General features: G+C 65.8%; 18 protein-coding genes. 13 read left to right on the top strand and 5 right to left on the bottom strand.

Translation table 11 applies throughout. The features are described 5' to 3' along the window. Window positions 1–156 precede the first annotated feature (156 nt). From SB764_RS04655 to SB764_RS04645, 3 genes are read left to right on the top strand one after another with little or no spacing between them, the layout of a single operon-like run. A complete protein-coding gene (locus SB764_RS04655) occupies window positions 157–2,301 on the top strand; it encodes a TonB-dependent hemoglobin/transferrin/lactoferrin family receptor (RefSeq protein ID WP_231957582.1) in 2,145 nt (714 codons plus the stop codon). Window positions 2,302–2,330: 29 nt separating this feature from the next. Beyond that, entirely contained in the window at window positions 2,331–3,407 is a 1,077-nt protein-coding gene (locus SB764_RS04650) for a hemin-degrading factor (RefSeq protein WP_074982354.1), read from the top strand. 38 nt (window positions 3,408–3,445) lie between these two features. After that, window positions 3,446–4,000, top strand: a complete 555-nt coding sequence (locus SB764_RS04645; protein ID WP_124260535.1) for a Fur family transcriptional regulator — start codon at window positions 3,446–3,448, stop codon at window positions 3,998–4,000. 64 nt (window positions 4,001–4,064) lie between these two features. Here SB764_RS04645 and SB764_RS04640 read toward each other — a convergent pair whose 3' ends face one another. From SB764_RS04640 to SB764_RS04625, 4 genes are all read right to left on the bottom strand, one after another. After that, a complete protein-coding gene (locus tag SB764_RS04640) occupies window positions 4,065–4,403 on the bottom strand; it encodes a zinc ribbon domain-containing protein YjdM (protein ID WP_065060663.1) in 339 nt (112 codons plus the stop codon). A gap of 122 nt (window positions 4,404–4,525) precedes the next feature. Continuing rightward, window positions 4,526–5,440 carry a glutaminase gene (locus SB764_RS04635; protein WP_065060664.1) on the bottom strand — a complete coding sequence of 305 codons (915 nt, stop codon included), beginning with the start codon at window positions 5,438–5,440 and terminating at the stop codon, window positions 4,526–4,528. Window positions 5,441–5,622: 182 nt separating this feature from the next. Further along, window positions 5,623–6,291 carry a transcriptional regulator gene (locus SB764_RS04630; RefSeq protein WP_410862784.1) on the bottom strand — a complete coding sequence of 223 codons (669 nt, stop codon included), beginning with the start codon at window positions 6,289–6,291 and terminating at the stop codon, window positions 5,623–5,625. A gap of 71 nt (window positions 6,292–6,362) precedes the next feature. Beyond that, window positions 6,363–7,352 (bottom strand): ornithine cyclodeaminase family protein, encoded by a 990-nt coding sequence (locus tag SB764_RS04625; protein ID WP_321900950.1) that lies wholly within the window; start codon window positions 7,350–7,352, stop codon window positions 6,363–6,365. 196 nt (window positions 7,353–7,548) lie between these two features. Here SB764_RS04625 and SB764_RS04620 point away from each other — a divergent pair, with 196 nt between their 5' ends. Continuing rightward, complete coding sequence (locus SB764_RS04620) at window positions 7,549–8,367, top strand: ABC transporter substrate-binding protein (protein WP_176081858.1); 819 nt, start codon at window positions 7,549–7,551, stop codon at window positions 8,365–8,367. A gap of 31 nt (window positions 8,368–8,398) precedes the next feature. Next, entirely contained in the window at window positions 8,399–9,643 is a 1,245-nt protein-coding gene (locus tag SB764_RS04615; RefSeq protein ID WP_321892920.1) for an FAD-binding oxidoreductase, read from the top strand. Between the two features lie 12 nt (window positions 9,644–9,655). Here the strand turns inward: SB764_RS04615 and SB764_RS04610 are convergent, their stop codons facing one another. Next, entirely contained in the window at window positions 9,656–11,236 is a 1,581-nt protein-coding gene (locus SB764_RS04610; protein ID WP_065060668.1) for a DHA2 family efflux MFS transporter permease subunit, read from the bottom strand. A gap of 242 nt (window positions 11,237–11,478) precedes the next feature. Between SB764_RS04610 and SB764_RS04605 the strand changes: the two genes are divergently transcribed. The 8 genes from SB764_RS04605 (at window position 11,479) to SB764_RS04570 (ending at window position 19,571) form a co-directional block, all read left to right on the top strand. Continuing rightward, window positions 11,479–12,867, top strand: a complete 1,389-nt coding sequence (locus SB764_RS04605) for an amidase family protein (RefSeq protein WP_321906011.1) — start codon at window positions 11,479–11,481, stop codon at window positions 12,865–12,867. An 18-nt stretch (window positions 12,868–12,885) separates the two neighbouring features. Then, on the top strand, window positions 12,886–13,770 hold the full coding sequence (locus SB764_RS04600) for a polysaccharide deacetylase family protein (protein ID WP_065060669.1): 885 nt from the start codon (window positions 12,886–12,888) through the stop codon (window positions 13,768–13,770). Window positions 13,771–13,853: 83 nt separating this feature from the next. Further along, complete coding sequence (locus SB764_RS04595; RefSeq protein ID WP_065060670.1) at window positions 13,854–15,191, top strand: MFS transporter; 1,338 nt, start codon at window positions 13,854–13,856, stop codon at window positions 15,189–15,191. A 29-nt stretch (window positions 15,192–15,220) separates the two neighbouring features. Beyond that, window positions 15,221–15,976 carry an SDR family NAD(P)-dependent oxidoreductase gene (locus SB764_RS04590; protein WP_065060671.1) on the top strand — a complete coding sequence of 252 codons (756 nt, stop codon included), beginning with the start codon at window positions 15,221–15,223 and terminating at the stop codon, window positions 15,974–15,976. 65 nt (window positions 15,977–16,041) lie between these two features. Further along, complete coding sequence (locus tag SB764_RS04585; RefSeq protein WP_065060672.1) at window positions 16,042–16,800, top strand: SDR family NAD(P)-dependent oxidoreductase; 759 nt, start codon at window positions 16,042–16,044, stop codon at window positions 16,798–16,800. An 82-nt stretch (window positions 16,801–16,882) separates the two neighbouring features. Then, entirely contained in the window at window positions 16,883–17,182 is a 300-nt protein-coding gene (locus tag SB764_RS04580) for a hypothetical protein (RefSeq protein ID WP_065060717.1), read from the top strand. Then, window positions 17,179–18,279, top strand: a complete 1,101-nt coding sequence (locus SB764_RS04575) for a CobW family GTP-binding protein (protein WP_410862780.1) — start codon at window positions 17,179–17,181, stop codon at window positions 18,277–18,279. Before SB764_RS04580 ends, SB764_RS04575 begins: the two co-directional genes overlap by 4 nt. Before the next feature lie 77 nt (window positions 18,280–18,356). Beyond that, on the top strand, window positions 18,357–19,571 hold the full coding sequence (locus SB764_RS04570) for a PotD/PotF family extracellular solute-binding protein (protein ID WP_373681591.1): 1,215 nt from the start codon (window positions 18,357–18,359) through the stop codon (window positions 19,569–19,571). Window positions 19,572–19,574 lie beyond the last annotated feature (3 nt).

Below are 19,574 nucleotides of genomic sequence, written 5' to 3'. Positions count from 1 at the left end.
TTGATTCCACTGGCGCTCGCGGAACTCACGGGCGCGCAAGGGGCACAGGCCCAAACGGCCCCGTCGGCGGCTGCCGCGACTGCGGCCTCGGACGCTGCATCGAGCGGGAAAACTGCGAAGACCGCGACATCGCGCGCGGAAAGCCAGTTGAACGTCATGTCGGTGACGGCGAACCGCATCGGCAAGACGGACCCGACCAGATCGGCGGCGACGGTGTCGGTCATCACGTCCGACGACATGGAGGAGAACAACGCCAAGGACATCAAGGACGCGCTGAAATACGAGCCGGGCGTGGCCGTCAATCGCCAGGCCTATCGCCCGAGCGGCATCGGCAGCTCGACGGGCCGCGCCGGTAACGACGGCATCAACATTCGCGGTCTCGAAGGCAATCAGGTCCTGCTGCTCGAAGACGGCATTCCGCTGCCGCAATCGTTCTCCTTCGGCTCCGGCTCGGCAGGTCGCGGCGACTATCTGAACACGGACCTGTACGAACGCGTCGAAGTGTTGCGCGGCCCCGCGTCCGTGCTGTACGGCAGCGACGGCCTGACCGGCGCGGTGAACTTCGTGACGAAGGATCCCGCCGACTTGCTGAGCATCTACGGCAAGAAAACATATTTCTCCGTGCGCTCGGACTATGACTCGAGCGATCGCAGCTGGGGTGGCACTGCGACCACGGCGTTTAGCACTGCGAATGGCGCGGTGCAGGGTTTGCTGATGCTCTCGGGCCGTCACGGCCACGAACTGGACAATCACGGCAGCACCGGCGGCACGGGCGCGAATCGCGACGAAGCCGATCCGGCGACGTACAACAACCGCTCGGCATTGGCGAAACTCGTCTTCAGGCTCTCGGCGACCGACAAGCTCAAGCTGACCGCCGAAACGCTCAACAATTCCAATGAAGTCGACAGTCTGTACGAGATTGGCAATTACACCGCCAATACCACCTCGTACAACACGACCAACAACGTGACGAGCAATCGCGTGAAGCTCGAATGGGATCACGACGACGAAACGAATCGCTGGGTGCAGCACGTCAAGAGCTCGGTGTTCTACCGCAACGCGGCGACCGACCAGTCGCTGCTGATCGGCGAGACGACGACCGATGTCACGCGCTACAACCACTATGGCGAGAGCATCGTCGGTGGCAATAGCGTGGCCGAAAGCTCGTTCAAGACCGGTCCGTTCTCGCACAAGCTGGTGTACGGTTTCGACCTGAGCGTGTCGCAATACAGCACCGATTCGAACGGCAATACGGTCGATACGACCTCCGGGTATCTGGAGAATTTCCCGAAGACGCAAACGCTCAATCTGGGCGCGTACATGCAGGACAGCATCAGCTGGAACAAGCTGACCTTCGTGCCGGGCCTGCGCTTCGACTACTACCACATGACGCCCGATGCCGACAGCACCTATACGTCGGCCGCGAGCGCGTCGACGCAGCCGCTGTCCAATTCGAGCGGCAATGCGCTCTCGCCGCGCCTCGCGTTCCTGTATGAAATCAGCCCGGCGCTCGTGCCGTATGTGCAATACGCACGCGGCTTCCGCGCGCCGTCGGCCAATCAGGTCAACAGCTATTACGGCGGCGGCGTGGCGGCCTCGCTGTATCACACCTATTACGAGCAGGTCGGCAATCCGAATCTGAAGCCGGAAACCAGCAACTCGTTCGAAGCGGGTATGCGCGGCAAGCTCGCATTCGGCACGAATCGCGTGGCGTACAGCGCGTCGGCATTCTATGGCCGCTACAAGAACTTCATCGACTCGGAAGTGGTGGGCGGCAGCATTACCTCGGCGAGCGATCCGGAGAAGTTCCAGTACATCAATTTCAGCAAGGCGACCATCAAGGGCGTCGAAGCGAAATTCGACTGGTTCGCGGGCGAGTCGGTCGAGGTCAAGGGCGGCGTGGCCTATATCGACGGCAGCGAGCAGAACACCGACGGCACGAGCAGCGGGATCATGTCGGTTCCGCCGCTGGCCGCGGTGCTGGGGATCAAATACCGCGCGGATGATCGCTGGTTCGTGGGCGCCGACGTGACCTACAACTCGCGCCGCAACACCAGCGACGTGAATACGTCGAGCACGAAGTATTTCTCGACGCCGTCGTACACGATCGTCGATCTGCATGCGGGCTACAAGATCACGCAGCACGTGAGCCTGACGGCCGGCATCAACAATCTGTTCAATCGCAAGTACTGGCGCTGGAGCGACGTGCGAGACCTGTCGGGATCCTCGAGCTACGCGACGCTTAATGCCTATACGGCACCCGGACGAAACTTCAACGTCGGCATGAAGATCGACTTCTGAAACTCGTCCCTCACATACGAAGGATCGTTATGACTCAAACTAATTTTTCGGATTCCGAAGCATGTGCGCAATGGCGGGAATCTTATCTCGCGCACAAGACGGCGAACAAGCTGCGTCAGCGCGATGCCGCCGCGGCGATGCAGGTCAGTGAAGCGCAGGCGGTGGCGGCTTTTGTCGGCGTCAACGTCGTGCGTTTGAAGCCTGATTTCATGGGGTTGATCGCGCAAATGCCGCGACTGGGCGCCGTGATGACGTTGACCCGCAACGAAACGGCCGTGCACGAAAAAGACGGCGTATTCGAAAAGGTGAGCGCGGAGGGCCATGTCGGCCTCGTGCTCGGCGCGGATATCGATCTGCGTGTTTTTCATCGGCGCTGGGCCTTTGCGTTCGCGGTTCGCGAAGCGTCGGCCAATGGCGAGATGAAAAGCTTCCAGTTCTACGATGCGCAAGGCGAAGCCGTATTCAAGGTGTTTTTGCGCGCCCATAGCGATCACGCGGCATTCGACGCGATCGTGGCGGAATGGACCGACGCCGGGCAGTCGGCGGTGCTCGCCTTGCAGCCCGCGGAACCCGCACCGTCGCCGCGCGCCGATGACGCCATCGATCGCGCCGGATTCCACGCCGCGTGGGCCGAGATGAAAGACACGCACGAGTTTTTCCCGTTGCTGCGCAAGTTCGGCCTGACGCGCACGCAGGCGCTGCGGCTCGCCGAACCGCGCTACGTGACGCGACTCGCCGATGACGTGATCGAGACGCTGCTGGTCGAGGCCGCGCGCGAGCAGGTGCCCATCATGGTGTTCGTGGGCAACGCCGGCATGATCCAGATTCATACCGGGCCCGTGACGAACATCCGCACCATGGGCGAGTGGGTCAACGTGCTCGACGAACGTTTCAATCTGCATTTGCGCAACGATCTCGTTGCGAGCGCGTGGCTCGTGCGCAAGCCGACCGACGACGGCATCGTGACGTCAGTGGAACTGTTCGACGCGCAAGGCGAGAACATCGCCATGCTGTTTGGCGCGCGCAAACCGGGCGCGCCTGAATTGGCGGCGTGGCGTGAACTGGCCGGCGCGTTGCAATCGCATGCGCAATTGAGCGCGGCCTGAGGCGGCAACGTCTCGTTGCACGCCGACGTGCTGACACCTTGAAACTTTCCGGCCACGGGCCGGAGTTAGGGAAACCGGGGAGGGCATGCCGTTGCGGATGCCGCTTTCCCGGTATTGACACTATGGGAAAAATTGAGCCGGTTGGTTCGAAGTACTTTGCTCACCGTGATTCCGTCGTCAAGTACATGAACGAGATGGGCGTTCGTGTCACGCCGACGCGAATTGGCGTTCTGACAACGATGTTTGAAATCGAGCGCGGCGTGAAAGCCGACGAGATTTATAAATTCGCGCTCAGAAAGAAAATCGGCTTGAGCAAGGCGTCGATTTATCGCGCGCTCGTCGATTTCGAAAGCGCAGGTATCGTGTCGAGACAATGGGCGGCCGGCAATACCGGCGCGCGAGCGACGTTCTTCCTTCAATGCCCGTACGAAGCCGAAAAGATGCACTCGATTTCGTGCAGGAAATGCGGGCGGCGCGTGCGTTTCAAGAATCCGGGTTTTCTCGACGCGGTGAAAGCGGCGTCGCAGGTCGATATGTTTGGCTCGCTGGAGCAGACCGTCAACATTCTGATTGTCTGCGGGACGTGCGAGTGAAGGGCGGCGCGAATTAAAGCGAGTGGCGAATCCGGTTATTCGCCGCCCTTTAACGCTCGAAGCCTCAAGCCTTTCTGACAAACTCCGTCTTCAGGCTCATCGCACCGAAACCGTCGATCTTGCAATCGATATCGTGATCGCTATCCACGAGGCGGATATTCTTGACCTTGGTGCCCATCTTGATCACGCCGCCCGAGCCTTTGAGCTTCAGGTCCTTGATGACCGTGACGGTATCGCCGTCCTGCAGCACGTTGCCCGCCGAATCGCGATAAACCTTCGCGGTTTCCGCGGGCGCGCCCGCTTCTCCCGACCATTCATGCGCGCATTCGGGGCAGATGAACATGCCCGCGTCTTCGTAGGTGAACGCGGAACTGCATTTCGGGCAGGGCGGCAAAGTGCTCATGGGGAATCCTTGGTGCGTGGGCTGACAACGGCAGCGGACAACGGAAGCAGACAACGGAAGCAGACAACGAAAGCGCGCAAGTATAGCGCGCTCGCCAACGCGCTCCGTCCGAAGCGGGCGTCTTAAAAAATCGAGCGGCCGATGCGCGTCGTCAGCCATTCGAGCGCCAGCGAGCCGACCGCCGAGTTGCCCGTCGCGTCGAGTCCCGGCGACCACACGCAGACAGCGAATTCGCCCGGCAGCACCGCGACGATGCCGCCGCCCACGCCGCTTTTCGCGGGCAGGCCCACGCGGTAGACGAAATCGCCGGCGGCGTCGTACGTGCCGCAGGTCAGCATCAGCGCCGAAAGCCGCTTGGCCGAACTCGCGTCGAGCACGCTTTCGCTGCTCGCGGGCGACACGCCGCCGTTGGCGAGAAAGAGCGCCGCGCGCGCGAGTTCCACGCAGCTCATCTCGATCGCGCATTGCCGGCAATACGCGTCGATGACCGTATCGGCGGGCATTTCCAGGTTGCCGAAACTGGCGATGAAATGCGCCATCGCGCGATTGCGTTCGGCGTGCGCGAGTTCGGATTGCGCGACGCGCAAATCGTAGCCGATGCCCGCTTCGCCCGAGAGTCGCCGTACGAAATCGACGAGCGCCGTTTCGGCCTGCACGAAGCGGCGGCAGAGCACGTCGGTGACCACGAGCGCGCCCGCGTTGATGAACGGATTGCGCGGCTTGCCCGCTTCGAATTCCAGCTGCACGAGCGAGTTGAACGCGGTGCCCGACGGCTCGCGGCCCACGCGTTCCCAGAGCGCGTCGCCGAGCAGCTGAAACGCCAGCGTGCAGGCGAACAGCTTCGAAATGCTCTGGATGGAGAAGCGCACGTCGGCGTCGCCGGTGCGATAAACCTGGCCGTCGACGGTGACGATCGCCATGCCGAAGTGATCGGCGCGGACCTTGGCGAGTTCGGGGATGTAATCGGCGACGCGGCCCGAGCCGAGATGCGGTTGCAGGTCGCGGCGGATCGCGTCGAGGATGGGCGTGTAGTTCATGGACATCGCGGGCAAGGGCGAGGAGCAGGGAGCGAAGGGCGGCGCGGTGGCCGCCGCCATCCCGGCGATTGTAGCGGCTCCGGCGGGGTTGGCCGCTTCGTTCTTGCGTGGCGCGCGCTTGCCCGAATTCGCCCGGCTTGGCCGGCTTGCGCCGATTCGCGCGAAACGATGCGCCTGCGGCTTTACGCCGCGTCGGCCTTCATCTCGCGCAGATGCTTGTAGACGGTCGCGCGCCCCATGCCCAGCACCTTGGCCACGTAATTCGCCGAACTCTTGCCCTTGAACGCGCCCTCGGCATGCAACGCCTCGACCAGTTCGCGCCGATGCTCGCGCGTGAGCGAGTTGAGCGCCACCTGACGCTCGCGCAGCCAGCCGTGCAGGAAGGTGTTGATGCGCTCCTGCCAGTCGTCCTTGAACAGCTCCTCGGGTTGCGCGATTACGCCCGCGCCGCGCAGGAACAGATCGAGCGTCGCCTGCATGTCCTCGAACGCCGCGATGTTGAGGTTGATGCACATGACGCCCGCCGCGCGGCCGTCGTCGTCGAACAGCGCGGTGCTCACGCAGCGCATGCGCCGGCCGTCCCAGTTCACTTTCTCGTACGGTCCGAGCAGCTTGTTGCTCGTGGTTTCCTCGATGTCCTCGAGCGCGGAATCGTCGCCGATCTCGCGCTTCGAGAGATTGTTCGACAGATACGCCACGGTCTGGTCCGCGAGGTCGTGGATCACGACTTCGGCGAACGGAAAGAACAGCGTCGTGATGCTGTCCGCGACGTGCGCGTAGCGCTCGAGCAGACGCGCGCGCGTGTCCGGAAGGCGGGGCGCGGCGGTTTTCGCGGGTACTTTTTTCGGCATCGGAGCGGACCTGTGGGCGACGTATGGGTGGCGCGGTGTGGCGCGATTGCGGAGGACGTCGATGATACTGCTTATCGCGCCGCGCGCAGATGCGCGTAGAGCGCGTACGCGACGGCGATGTCTTCGAGGCCGAGGCCGATCGAGCGGAAAAACGCATGGCGCGCGTAGGTCGGGCGCGGACAGGCGTCGTTGGCGAGATCGGCGAGATCGCCCACGATTGCGTCCGGCGACCAGCCGTGCTCGCGCGCGGCGATCGTCATCTCGCCCGCGCTGTGCGGCGTGGTGCGGCGATAGTCGCAAAAGACGTCGAGCGTGGCCAGCGCGGCCGGATCGATTTCGTGCGCCTGCGCGACGTTCGTGCTGATCGAGGTGATGAGCGCGGGTTTCGTCAGCGTGTCGAGCGCGAGCACCGGCTTGCCCGACGAGGTGCAGAGCATGATCACGTCGGCGTCGGCGACGCAGGCTTGCGCCGAGCTTTCGACGCTCACGCGCGCGTCGGTCGCGCGCACCTGCTCGGCGCGCGCGGCGTCGCCCGCGAGCGACGGCGAAAACACGCGGATGCTCTCCCACGCGCGCAGCGGCGCGGCGTGGCGGATATGCGCGAGCGCCACCGCGCCCGCGCCGATCACGGCGAGCCGGCGCGCCTCGCGCGGCGCGAGCCGGTCGACGGCGAGCGCCGTGGTGCCCGCCGTGCGCTCGGTCGTCAGCAAACCGGCGTCGCACCACATGAGCGGCTGGCCGGTCTGCATCGACATCAGCGCGGTCCAGGCCGTGATGATGGGCGCGTTGCCGCTCGTGCCCGCGATGTACGGCGAGAGCTTCGCGCCGAACACGCCCGCTTCGGCGAGCACGCCCAGATAGGTGATGAAGTCGCCGGCCTGCTGCGGAAACAGCGCGAGCGTCTGCGGCGGCTGCACGGCTTCGCCGCGTCCGAGCGAGGCGAACAGGCGCGCAAGCACGCCGCGCACGTCGAGGTGCGGCAGCGCGGCGCGCACCGTGGCGGCGTCGGCGATAAAGGGCGCGGCGGCGTGGGAAAGCGGCGAATTTGTCGTACCGGACATGCTGGATTCCTTCGAAATCTCGCGGCGGCGCGAGGATGTGGGGACGGAAAGATGGTGGGAAAATCGAAATGGACTTTTTTGTCCATTCTAGACTTTATTGTGATTTTTCGTCTATATTCGTTCTGCGGACGCGCCGTGTGCGAGGCACCCTGCGCAGCGGCGCGCCGCCCGACCCATGAGACCAAGGATGACGACGATGAACACGAAGACGATTCGCTGCGCGCGCGCGGCGGGACTGGCCGGCCTGCTCGCCGCGGCGCTCGGCACGACCGCGCTGACCTCGGGCGTCGCGCATGCGCAGGATCCGCAGACGCTGCGTTTCGGCGTGGAGGCGTCGTATCCGCCGTTCGAGAGCAAGGCGCCGTCGGGCCAGTTGCAGGGCTTCGACATCGACATCGGCAATGCCGTGTGCCAGCGCATGCAGGTGAAGTGCGTGTGGGTCGAGAACAGCTTCGACGGCCTGATCGCGGCGCTGGAGGCGCGCAAGTTCGACGTCATCAATTCGGCGATGAACATCACGGACAAGCGTCGTCAGCAGATCGACTTCACGCCGGCCGTCTACGTCATGCCGATCCAGATGGTCGCGAAGCGCGGCTCCGGTTTGCAGCCCACGCCCGCGAGCCTCAAAGGCAAGCAGATCGGCGTGCTGCAAGGCTCGACGCAGGAAGATTACGTGCGCAAGCACTGGGCGGCGCAGGGCGTGTCGATCGTCACGTACGAGAATCAGGACCAGATTTTCGCGGATCTCGCGGCGGGCCGTCTGGACGGCGCGGTCCAGGAAGTGCAGACTGCCACCGACGGTTTCCTCTCGAAGCCGCAAGGCAAGGACTACGATTTCGCGGGCGCGCCGCTCAAGGACCCGGCCACGCTGGGCGAGGGCACGGGCTTCGGTCTGCGCAAGAACGACGCGGCGCTCAAGGCCAAAGTGGTGGCGGCGCTCGATTCGCTGCGCAAGGACGGCACGCTCACGAAGCTGTCGATGAAGTATTTTGGCCGCGACATCGTCGCGAAGTAATTTTGAACGATACGGACTCCAGAGGAATCGCATGAGCAAGAGCGCGATCGTGCTCGGCGCGGGCATCGTCGGCGTGAGCGTGGCGCTGCATTTGCAGCAGCGCGGCGTGCGCGTGGCGCTGGTCGACCGGCGCGCGCCCGGCGAGGAAACGAGCCACGGCAACGCGGGGCTGATCGAGGCGTCGTCGGTTGTGCCGTATGGTTTTCCGCGCGACTGGCGCACGCTGCTGCGTCTCGTGCGCAACGACTCGACGGTGCTGCGCTACGACCTGCGCTCGATGCCCGCTTACGCGCGCTGGCTCGCGACCTTCTGGCGCGAGTCGTCGCCGGCGCGGCTGGCGGGCGCGGCGCGCGACATGCTGCCGCTGATCGAGCGCAGCGTCGCGGAGCATGAGGCCTTCGTCGCGCGCACCGATCTGCGCGCGCTCGTGCGGCCGATCGGCTGGCTCGAGGCGTATCGCTCGGCCGAGGCATTCGAGCGCGAACGCGCAGCCGCGCAGCATGTGGCTGCCGATCATGATCTGCACATCGAGACGTTCGACGCGGCCGGTTTGCGCGCGGCGGAGCCGTCGCTGGCGGCGAGTTATGCGGGCGCGATTCACTGGATCGATCCGGCCAGCGTCGCCGATCCGGGCGCGCTGGTGAAGGGCTACGCCGCGCTGTTCGAGCGCGAGGGCGGCGTGATCGTGAAGGGCGATGCGCGCACGTTGCGTGCGCAGGGCGGCGGCTGGTCCGTGCAGACCGACGACGGTCCGCTCGACGCGCAGCTCGCCGTGGTGGCGATGGGGCCGTGGTCCGATACGGTGACCGCGCCGCTCGGTTATCGCGTGCCGCTGATGGCCAAGCGCGGCTATCACATGCACTACGCGAGCGAGGCGCGCGCGCCGCTCACGCGGCCCGTGGTCGATGCCGAAGGCGGTTACGTGGTCGCGCCGATGCAGCGCGGTCTGCGTCTCACGACCGGCGTCGAACTCGCCACGCGCGAGCGTCCGCCGAATTACGCGCAGCTCGACGACGCGGAACGCAACGCGCGGCCCGTGTTCGGGCTGGGCCAACGTCTGGACGAGACGCCGTGGATGGGCATGCGTCCGTGCACGCCCGACATGCGCCCGCTGCTCGGTCCCGCGCCGCGTCACGCGGGTCTGTGGTTCGCGTTCGGCCACAACCATCATGGCCTGACGCTCGGGCCGGTGTCGGGACGTCTGCTCGCGGAACAGATAATGGGCGAGACGACGTTTACGGATCCCGCGCCGTATTCGCCTGCACGTTTCGCGTAATCGCGGCAGTGATTAGTGCGCGCCGGCCGCGCCGCCTCCACCGCCGCCTTTCGTCGATTTCGTGATCCAGATAAGCGGAATGATCGCGAGAAAAATAATCGCCGAGATATAGAAAATATCGTTCAGCCCCATCATCGCAGCCTGGGTCGTCAACTGAAAATCGAATAACGCGCGCGCCGACGGCTCGCTCAGATGCAGCACCTGCTGCGTCTGCTCGATCGATTGCCGGAACAGCGGATTGTCGATGCTCGCCTGTTCGGTGAGCCGTTCGTGATGCAGGATCGTACGGTTATTCCACGCGTTCGTCGAAATCGACGTGCCCACCGCGCCGCAAAACACGCGCACGAAATTCGACAGACCCGCCGCCGCCGGAATGCGTTGCGGCGGCTGCCCCGCGAGAATGATCGCCGTGAGCGGCACGAAGAACAGCGCCATCGGCACGCCTTGCAGCAGCGTCGGCAACACGAGGTGGAACGTGTCGATCTCGACTACGTAACGCGAGCGCATGAAAAACACCACCGCGAACAGCACGAACGCCGAAGTCGCGATCACGCGCGCATCCGAGCGCGGCAAGATGCGGCCCACGACGGGCGAGAGCAACATCGCGAATATGCCGAGCGGCGCGGTCACGAGGCCCGCGTCGACGGAACGGTAATTCAGATACTCCTGCATCCATTGCGGCAAGAGCACGAGATTGCCGAAAAACACGCCGTACGCCACTGAAATCGCCACGGTGCCGCCGAGGAAATTACGTTGTCCGAACAATCGTAAATCGACGATCGGATGTTCCTCGGTCAATTCCCAGACGAGAAAGAACGCAAAGCTGATCAGCGCGACGATCCCCAGCCCGACGATCACGGGCGAGGAAAACCAGTCGAGATCCTTGCCCTTGTCGAGCAGGATCTGCAGCGAGGCGACCCACGCGATCAACAGGCCGAGACCCACTATGTCGATGGGCGGCTTGCGCGTGGCCGACTCGCGCTGCCGGTAGATCGACCACGTGATCGAGGCGGCGAACAGGCCGACCGGAATGTTGATGTAGAAGATCCACGACCAGTTGTAGCTGTCGGTGATCCAGCCGCCGAGCGCGGGGCCCGCGATCGGGCCGACCGTGGTCGTCATCGCCCAGAAGGCGAGCGCGGTGGCGGATTTGTCGCGTGGCCATGAACCGAGCAGGATGGCCTGCGAGAGCGGAATCAGCGGACCGGCCACGGCGCCTTGCAGCACGCGCGCGACGAGCAGGAAGGGCAGCGTCGGCGCAATGCCGCAGAGCCACGAGGCGAGCACGAACGACAGAATCGACGCGACGAACAGGCGGATCTGGCCGAAGCGCTGCGTGAGCCAGCCGGTCAGAGGGATCGAGACCGCGTTGGCCGCCGCGAACACGGTGATGACCCACGTGCCTTCGTCGACGGATACGCCGAGGTCGCCGGAAATCGTCGGAATGGCGACGTTGGCGATCGAGGTGTCGAGCACGTTCATGAACGTGGCCAGCGCGACCGCGACGGTCGCGAGGATCAGCTTGCCGCCCTCTAGCGGCGGCGGGGGCGCGGGCGGCGCGCCCGGCGTGGTTGAGGCGGCAGGCTGGTTCAAGCGTCTTCTCCGCGGATTCGGTTACGACTGGCTTTCGGCGTGCCGGCGTCTGACAGGCCGGATGACGCGCAAGGATAACCGCAATCGCAATACCCATGCCGCGCAGGGACTTTGGGCGCCTCTGCATTCCTGGACAAAAACACGCCGATACCCCGGTAAAACCCTGGTAGGCCGTTTTTTTGTTCACCTGCATCGTAAACGTATGTTGTCAACGACATACATTTATCGAAAGAGGAAACACAGTGACGGAGCAGGATCGCCCGGCGGCGGGCAGTACTTCGAACATCACGGCGCGCGCCATCGCGGCGGCGTACAAGGCGGGCGCGACCGATCCCGTCGAGGTCGCGAGCGAGGCGCTCGCGCGTGCGTCGCGTGCGGGCGCGGCGTTCATCAGCGTCGATGAAGCGGGCGCGCTCGGTGCGGCGCGGGCCTCGGCGGCGCGCTGGCGCGCGGGTGCGCCACTGTCGGCGTTCGACGGCGTGCCGCTTGCCTGGAAGGATCTGTTCGATGTCGCGGGCAGCGTGACCACGGCGGGCGCGCAGATTTACCGCGAGCGCGCCGCCGCGACCGTGGATGCGCCGCTCGTGGCCGCGGCCCGGCGCGGCGGCGCGATCGCTATCGGCAAGACCAATCTCAGCGAGCTTGCGTACTCGGGGCTCGGCCTCAACCCGCATTTCGGCACGCCGGTGAATCCCGCGCTCGGCGGCGCGGAAGGCGCGCGCGCGCCGGGCGGTTCGTCGTCCGGCTCGGCGATCGCGGTCGCCACGGGCGTCGTGCCGCTCGCGATGGGCACCGACACGGCGGGCTCGATCCGCGTGCCCGCCGCCTTCAACGGCCTGACCGGCTATCGCGCCAGCACCGCGCGCTATCCGGGCGAGGGCGTGACCGGGCTGTCGCAGACCTGCGATACGTCCGGCCCGCTCGCGCACGACGTGACCGACTGCATCGACTTCGACGCGCTGTTGCGCGGCGCCGCGCGCGTCGCGCCGCTGCCGGATGTGCGCGGCCAGCGCTTCATTTACGACGAACGCAGCCTCGCGCGCTTCGGCGTGAGCGACGCCGTCGCGCGCAATCTCGACACCTTCGTGGCCCGCCTCGCGCGCGCCGGCGCGACGATCGACACGCGCACGCCCGCGAGTTTTCTCGCGGCCTGCGACGTGATTCGCGAGCTGGGCTGGATCGGCTCGCTCGAAGCGTTCGCGCGTTACCGCTCGCTGCTCGATTCGCCCGACGCGGTGCGGCTCGACGCGCGCGTGCGCACGCGGCTGGAAGCGAGCCGCAACGTGAGCGCCACGCGGCTGGCCGAACTGCACGCGCGCCGCGCGGACCTGCTGGCCGCGTTCGCGCAGGAACTCGGCGACGCCACGCTCGTGCTGCCCAGCGTGCCGCACGTCGCGCCCGCGCTTGCGCCGCTCGAACGCGACGCCGATCTGTTCGCGCGCGTGAATCTCGCGACGCTCGCGCTCACCATGCCCGGCAGTTTTCTCGATACGCCCGCCGTCGCGCTGCCCAGCGGCCGCGACGACGCGGGGCTGCCCACCGGCGCGCAACTGTTGCGCGCGCAAAACGACGACGACCGTCTGCTTGCCGTGGCCGAAGCCGCGCAGGCGGTTTTTTCCTCGCAGCACTGAAAACAAGGAGCATTCGATATGGCAAAGGAAATCCTGATCGCATTCGGCATCGACGTGGACGCGGTCGCGGGCTGGCTCGGCTCGTACGGCGGCGAGGACTCGCCCGACGACATCTCGCGCGGCCTGTTCGCGGGCGAAGTCGGCTCGATGCGCCTGCTCAAGCTGTTCGAGCGCGAAGGCATCAAGACGACGTGGTTCATCCCCGGCCACTCGATCGAAACGTTTCCCGAACAGATGAAAGCGGTCGCGGACGCAGGCCACGAAATCGGCATTCACGGCTACAGCCACGAAAACCCGATCGCGATGACGCCCGAACAGGAAGAGGCCGTGCTCGACCGCAGCATCGAACTCGTCACGCAACTCTCGGGCCGCCGTCCGACCGGCTACGTCGCGCCGTGGTGGGAATTCAGCCCGGTGTCGAACGCGCTGCTCGTGAAAAAAGGCATCAAGTACGACCACAGCCTGATGCACAACGACTTCCACCCGTATTACGTGCGCGTGGGCGATACGTGGACGAAGATCGACTACAGCAAGCATCCCGATACGTGGATGAAACCGCTCGTGCGCGGCGAGGAAACCGATCTCGTCGAAGTCCCCGCGAACTGGTATCTCGACGATCTGCCGCCGATGATGTTCATCAAGAAGTCGCCGAACAGCCACGGTTTCGTGAATCCGCGCGACATCGAGCAGATGTGGCGCGACCAGTTCGACTGGGTGTATCGCGAGCACGATTACGCGGTGTTTCCGATCACGATCCATCCGGACGTGTCGGGCCGCCCGCAGGTGCTGTTGATGCTCGAACGCCTGATCGCGCATTTCAAGTCGCACGAAGGCGTGCGCTTTTGCACCTGCGATGAAATCGCCGACGATTTCCTGAAGCGCAATCCGCGCAATAAGGGCTGATTTTTCCGACCCGCGCGCGGCATGCGTCGCGCGCTTATACAACCATAACCTCCATGCCACACCTATCTGAAGGAGTGCGAACGATGCAAGAGAATCCGCTATCCGCCTCGGGCTTCAAACTCGAGAAGATCCTGCCGGGCGACGTGAAGCGGGCGACCGTCGTCGCGTTCTTCGCGTGGGTTTTCGCCGTCTACGATTTCATTCTGTTCGGCACGCTGTTGCCCGAGATCGGCCGTCATTACAACTGGGATGCCGCCGCGCAGGCCGAAATCGCGACGCTCGTGGCCGTCGGCACCGCGGTGATCGCGTTCGCAATCGGTCCGGTGCTCGACCGTCTCGGCCGTCGCGCGGGCCTGCTGTGGACCGTCGCGGGCGCGGCCGTGTGCTCGGGCCTGACCGTCGTGGGCGGCGCGATGGGGCAGGTGCCGCTGGTGCTGATCCGTTCGCTTTCGGGCCTCGGTTATGCCGAGGAAACCGTCAACGCGACCTATCTGAACGAACTCTACGCGGCGGCCAACGACCCGAAGCTCAACAAGCGCAAGGGCTTCATTTACAGCCTCGTGCAGGGCGGCTGGCCGATCGGCGCGCTGCTCGCTTCGGCGCTCACGGCGCTGCTGCTGCCGCGCATCGGCTGGCAAGGCTGCTTTATCTTCGCGACGTTTCCCGCCATCGTCATTTTCTTCATGACGCGCCGCCTCAAGGAAAGCCCGCAATTCCTGCTGCACAAGCAGATTCGCGTGCTGCGCGAAACCGGTCGTGACGGCGAGGCGCGCACGCTCGCGGGCGAACATCGCGTCGATTATGAGGAGCACAGCCGCGCGGGCATCGCGCAGGCGTTTCGCGGCAGCGCGCTGCGCGCCACGCTGGTGTTGGGCGGCGGCATTCTGCTGAACTGGTCGGCGATCCAGGTGTTCAGCGTGCTCGGCACCACGGTGCTCACGCGCGTGCACAACGTCTCGTTCGAAAGCTCGCTGCTGATTCTCGTGCTCTCGAATGTGATCGGTTATTGCGGTTATCTCACGCATGGCTGGATTGGCGATCGCATAGGCCGCCGCAATACGCTCGCCATCGGCTGGATGCTCGGCGGTCTCGCTTTCGCGGCGATGTTGCTGGGACCGAGCAGCACGGGCATGGTCGTCGCGCTCTACAGCCTCGGCCTGTTCTTTCTGATCGGTCCGTATTCGGCGGCGCTGTTTTTCATCGGCGAAAGCTATCCGACGGCGATTCGCGGCACGGGCAGCTCGATCGTGCACGCGATGGGTCCGATCGGCGCGATTCTCGCGGGCATCGGCGTGACCACGCTGCTCAATCAAGGCAGCGACTGGCTGCATGCCGCGCTCTGGTTCGGCGCGCTGCCGTGCTTTCTTTCCGGCCTGCTCGTGCTGTTCGCGAAGCACGTGACGCCGGACGGCGTGCAGTAACGCCACCCCCCATTCAAGGAGAGTCAAACGTGAAAGTCGCACTCGTTACCGGCGCCGCGAGCGGCATTGGCCAGGCGCTCGCCGTCGCTTACGCACAGGCCGGCGTGGCCGTCGTCGGCGGCTATTTTCCGGGCGATCCGCACGACCCGCAGGCCACGGCGCACGCGGTCGAAGCCGTGGGCGGACAGTGCCTGATGCAGCCGGTGAATGTGACCTCGGCGGAGGAGGTCGAGGCGTTCGCGCAAGTCGCGCTCGGGCGTTTCGGCCGCCTCGATTACGCGGTCGCCAACGCGGGTCTGCTGCGCGCCGCGCCGCTCACCGAGATGCGCGACGAGCAATGGCACGAGATGCTCGACGTCGATCTCACGGGCGTGATGCGCACCTTCCGCGCGGCCGCGCGTCATATGGCCGACGGCGGCGCGATGGTCGCGGTGTCGTCGATTGCGGGCGGCGTGTACGGCTGGGAAAACCACGTGCACTACTCGGCGGCGAAGGCGGGCGTGCCCGGTTTGTGCCGCGCCGTGGCGATGGAACTCGCGCCGCGCAACATCCGCTGCAACGCCGTAATTCCGGGGCTGATCGAGACGCCGCAATCGCTCGACGCGGTCAATTCGCTCGGACCGCAAGGTCTGCGCGAAGCCGCCGCCGGCATTCCGCTCAAGCGCGTGGGACGGCCCGACGAGATCGCGCGCCTCATTCGCTTCCTGACCAGCGACGACGCCTCGTACATCACGGGCCAGGCGATCGTCGCGGACGGCGGCCTCACGGTGCGCTGGCCGGGCTGACGCGCGTCGCGTCATTCGCGATACACGTGCAAACACGCACACGCATGTAGAAGGACATCGACACCATGACTCAAGCGTTTTCACTCGACGGCCGCCGCGCGGTCGTCACCGGCGCGGCGAGCGGCATCGGCGCCGCGATTGCGCGTGCCTATGCGCAGGCCGGCGCGCGCCTCGTGCTCGCCGACCTCGACACCATGCGCCTCGAAGCGCAGGCCGACGCGTGCCGCGCGCTCGGCGCGCAGGTCGAAACCGTCACCGCCGACGTGGGGCAGGAGGCGTCCGCGAACGCGATCGTCGATCGCTGTATCGGCGCGTTCGGCGGCATCGACATTCTCGTCAACAATGCGGGCATGCTGACGCAGGCGCGCTGCGTGGATCTCACCACGCAGATGTGGGACGATATGATGCGCGTCGATCTGCGCAGCGTGTTTCTCTGCACGCGCCGTGCGCTGCCTGCGATGCTCGCGCAGAAGTGGGGCCGCGTGATCAATGTGGCCTCGCAACTGGGCATCAAGGGCGGCGCGGAGCTGTGCCATTACTCGGCGGCGAAGGCGGGCGTGATCGGCTTCACGAAGTCGCTCGCCATCGAGGTCGCGCCGCAGAACGTGCTGGTCAACGCCATCGCGCCGGGGCCGATCGAGACGCCGCTCGTCGACGGCATCAGCGCCGCGTGGAAGGAAGCGAAGTCGGCGGAATTGCCGTTGCGCCGCTTCGGCCGCGTGGAGGAAGTCGCGCCCGTGGCCGTGCTGCTCGCGTCCGATCCGGGCGGCAATCTGTTCGTGGGCCAGACGCTCGGCCCGAATTCCGGCGATGTGATGCCCTGATGCCCTGATGGGCGAGGCGGCGATCGAGGCCACGGAAGCAGTACAAGCAAGGCAGTTCAAGCAAGGCAAGCGAGGTCAGGCAATGTGTGGAATGTGCGGCGTGCTCGGCGGCGGGCGTCATTGGTCGAATGCAACGGCGGGTGCGGAGGCGGGCGCGCGGCGGCATCGTTACGCGCAGGTTGCGCTGGCTAATCGCGTGCTGCGGCCGTTCCGGCTCACGCTCGCCGATTTTCATGGTCAGTCGTTCGTGCTCGCGTCGCCCACGGGCGCGCAGGAAATCGTCAGCGACTTCATGCAGGTCTGGCGCGCGGCCGAAAAAATGCTCGGGCGTCCGCTCGATCCGCTCGCGCTGTTCGACGACGCTGACGAGCGTGCCGCATGAGCCTCGCCTACGATGTGTTGCCCGTCACGCTCGTCACGGGTTTTCTCGGCAGCGGCAAATCCACCTTGATCGCCGACGCGCTCACGGGCGAACGCGCGCGCGATACGGCCGTGCTCGTCAACGAGTTCGGCGCGGTCGGGCTCGATCATCTGCTGATGGGCGAGGTCGGGCCGCAAACCGTGCTGCTCGACAACGGCTGCCTGTGCTGCGCGATGCGCGGCGAAATGAAAGAAGCGCTCGCGATGCTGTTCTCGCGGCGCGCGCGGGGCGAGACGCCGCCGTTTTCGCGCGTGATCGTCGAGACGACGGGGCTGGCCACGCCCGCGCCGATCATCGCGACGCTGCTCGGCGACGCCGTGCTCGCGAGCCACTACACGCTGGCGGCCACGCTCACCGTGGTCGACGCCGTGAACGCGCGCACGCAACGCGCCGCGCATCCCGAATGGCTCGCGCAGGTGAGTGCCGCCGACCGTTTTCTGGTGACGAAAGCCGATCTCGCCGACGCCGCCGGTGTCGAGGCGCTGATCGGTGAATTGCAGGCGCTCAATCCTGCCGCGCAGGTGCGTCTGCGCGATGCGCAAGCGCCGCATGCGCAGCTGGAGGACGTGCTGGGCGCGCCCGTTGCGGACCCGCTGCAGGCCGCCATGCACGCCGCGTCGCGCGTGGGCGGGGCGACGCGCGCGTTGCGTCTCGCAGGCGTCGTGCGCGCGGAGTCGGCAGAAAGCCCTGAAGCAACCCCTGAAGCAACCCCCACCGCCCACGAAGCCGAACTCGCGCGCATCGAAGCGTTCTGCGCGCGTTTCGACGAACCGCTCGACTGGGCCGTGTTCACGCTCTGGCTCACGATGCTGCTCAACCGTCACGGCGAACGCATTCTGCGCGTGAAGGGCGTGCTCGCGCTCGAGGGCAGCGATCTGCCCGTGGTGCTGCATACCGTGCATCACCTCGTGCATCCGGTCCTGCATCTCGACGCGTGGCCCGACGCCGAGCGCTCGACGCGCCTCGTCTTCATCACCGACGGTCTCTCGCAAGACGCTATCATGGCGTCTTACCGGCGCTTTCATGCGCATCTACATCACGCCGACGTCCCGACTTGAATCCCGTCACTTCCCGCACCGCCAGATCGGGCGCCCATCCGGCCAACGCGAACGCCGCGGCGCCGCGCGCGCCCGCCGTGCATCCCTCGAAGGTCGAACTGCGCGTGCTCGGCACGTCGGTGACGCTGCGCGAGCATATCCGCAAGCGCGCCGAACAGGACCTCGGCATCAAGCTGCGCTTCATCGTCGAAGATGGACTCGACGTGCAGCGTCACGGCGTCATGCATCCCGAGCGCTATGAAATCTACGACCAGTGGATTCACAGCATCGATTGCCTGTGGCCCGCGCATGCGCTGCAACCGATCGACACGACACGCATCGCGCGCTGGAACGAAGTGAACGGGCTGGCGCGCACGGGACGTATCGACGTGCCGCCAGGTTCGAGCGCTGCCGCCGCGGGCACGACCGCCACGATATGCAACGCGGGCAGCGTGCCCGCCGACCGCCTCTTCGTGCAGCCCGACAACTCGCTCTCGCGCGAGCCGAGCGAGCGCATCAGCATGTTGCCGCTCACGCACAACGCCGACAGCTTCGTCTATCTCGAAGACGCATTGCCGCCTTCGCTGCGCAACGGGGAGGAAAGCTGGGCGTGGCTGCTCGCGCCCGAACTGGCGGGCCGCGTCGCCTTGCAAGCCGACGCGGCGATCGGCGCGATCGACGCCGCGCTCGCCGTGGAGGCCAGCGGGCTCATGCGTTTCGAGAACATCGGCAACCTGAGCATCGAGGAAATCGACGCGCTGATCGGCGTGCTCATCGACTACAAGCGGCGCGGCCATTTCGCCGGTTTCTGGTCGACCTTTGCCGAGGCCGCGGATCTGATGATCGCCAACAAGGTCGCGATCCAGAGCATCTGGTCGCCGGCCACGATCGAACTCGAACGCGCCGGATTGCACTTTCGCCTCGCGTGCCCGAAGGAAGGCTATCGCGCGTGGTTCGGCGGCATGTCGATCTCGCGCACCGCGCATGGCCGCGTGCTCGATGCCGCCTACGAGTACCTGAACTGGTGGCTCGACGGCTGGGCCGGCGCGACGATGGCGCGCCAGGGCTATTACATGTCGAATCCGGCGCGCGCGCGTGCGCAGCTCGACGACGCCGAGTGGGCATACTGGTACGATGGTGCCCCCGCGGCGGCGGAGCTGCCGGGGCCGACCACGCGTCATCTCGTGCGCATGGGGCAGCGCCGCGATGGCGGCGATTATCTGTCGCGCATGGGCCGCATTGCCGTGTGGAACTCGGTGATGGACGAGCACAATTATCTGGTGCGCCGGTGGACCGAATTCATGCGGTCGTGACGG

The sequence above is a fragment of the Paraburkholderia sp. SIMBA_027 genome (assembly GCF_046535315.1).
Classification (GTDB): Bacteria; Pseudomonadota; Gammaproteobacteria; order Burkholderiales; family Burkholderiaceae; genus Paraburkholderia; species Paraburkholderia tropica.
Note: the sequence above shows the minus strand (reverse complement) of the source record. Positions and strands in the feature narration are given on the sequence as shown.

Excerpts from the sequence above, each read along its gene's own strand:
- SB764_RS04655 (WP_231957582.1), top strand. The coding sequence starts at position 157 with ATGTCGGTGACGGCGAACCGCATCGGCAAGACGGACCCGACCAGATCG.
- SB764_RS04650 (WP_074982354.1), top strand. The coding sequence starts at position 2,331 with ATGACTCAAACTAATTTTTCGGATTCCGAAGCATGTGCGCAATGGCGG.
- SB764_RS04640 (WP_065060663.1), bottom strand. The coding sequence starts at position 4,403 with ATGAGCACTTTGCCGCCCTGCCCGAAATGCAGTTCCGCGTTCACCTAC.
- SB764_RS04635 (WP_065060664.1), bottom strand. The coding sequence starts at position 5,440 with ATGAACTACACGCCCATCCTCGACGCGATCCGCCGCGACCTGCAACCG.
- SB764_RS04630 (WP_410862784.1), bottom strand. The coding sequence starts at position 6,291 with ATGCCGAAAAAAGTACCCGCGAAAACCGCCGCGCCCCGCCTTCCGGAC.
- SB764_RS04625 (WP_321900950.1), bottom strand. The coding sequence starts at position 7,352 with ATGTCCGGTACGACAAATTCGCCGCTTTCCCACGCCGCCGCGCCCTTT.
- SB764_RS04620 (WP_176081858.1), top strand. The coding sequence starts at position 7,549 with ATGAACACGAAGACGATTCGCTGCGCGCGCGCGGCGGGACTGGCCGGC.
- SB764_RS04615 (WP_321892920.1), top strand. The coding sequence starts at position 8,399 with ATGAGCAAGAGCGCGATCGTGCTCGGCGCGGGCATCGTCGGCGTGAGC.
- SB764_RS04600 (WP_065060669.1), top strand. The coding sequence starts at position 12,886 with ATGGCAAAGGAAATCCTGATCGCATTCGGCATCGACGTGGACGCGGTC.
- SB764_RS04595 (WP_065060670.1), top strand. The coding sequence starts at position 13,854 with ATGCAAGAGAATCCGCTATCCGCCTCGGGCTTCAAACTCGAGAAGATC.
- SB764_RS04585 (WP_065060672.1), top strand. The coding sequence starts at position 16,042 with ATGACTCAAGCGTTTTCACTCGACGGCCGCCGCGCGGTCGTCACCGGC.
- SB764_RS04580 (WP_065060717.1), top strand. The coding sequence starts at position 16,883 with ATGTGTGGAATGTGCGGCGTGCTCGGCGGCGGGCGTCATTGGTCGAAT.
- SB764_RS04575 (WP_410862780.1), top strand. The coding sequence starts at position 17,179 with ATGAGCCTCGCCTACGATGTGTTGCCCGTCACGCTCGTCACGGGTTTT.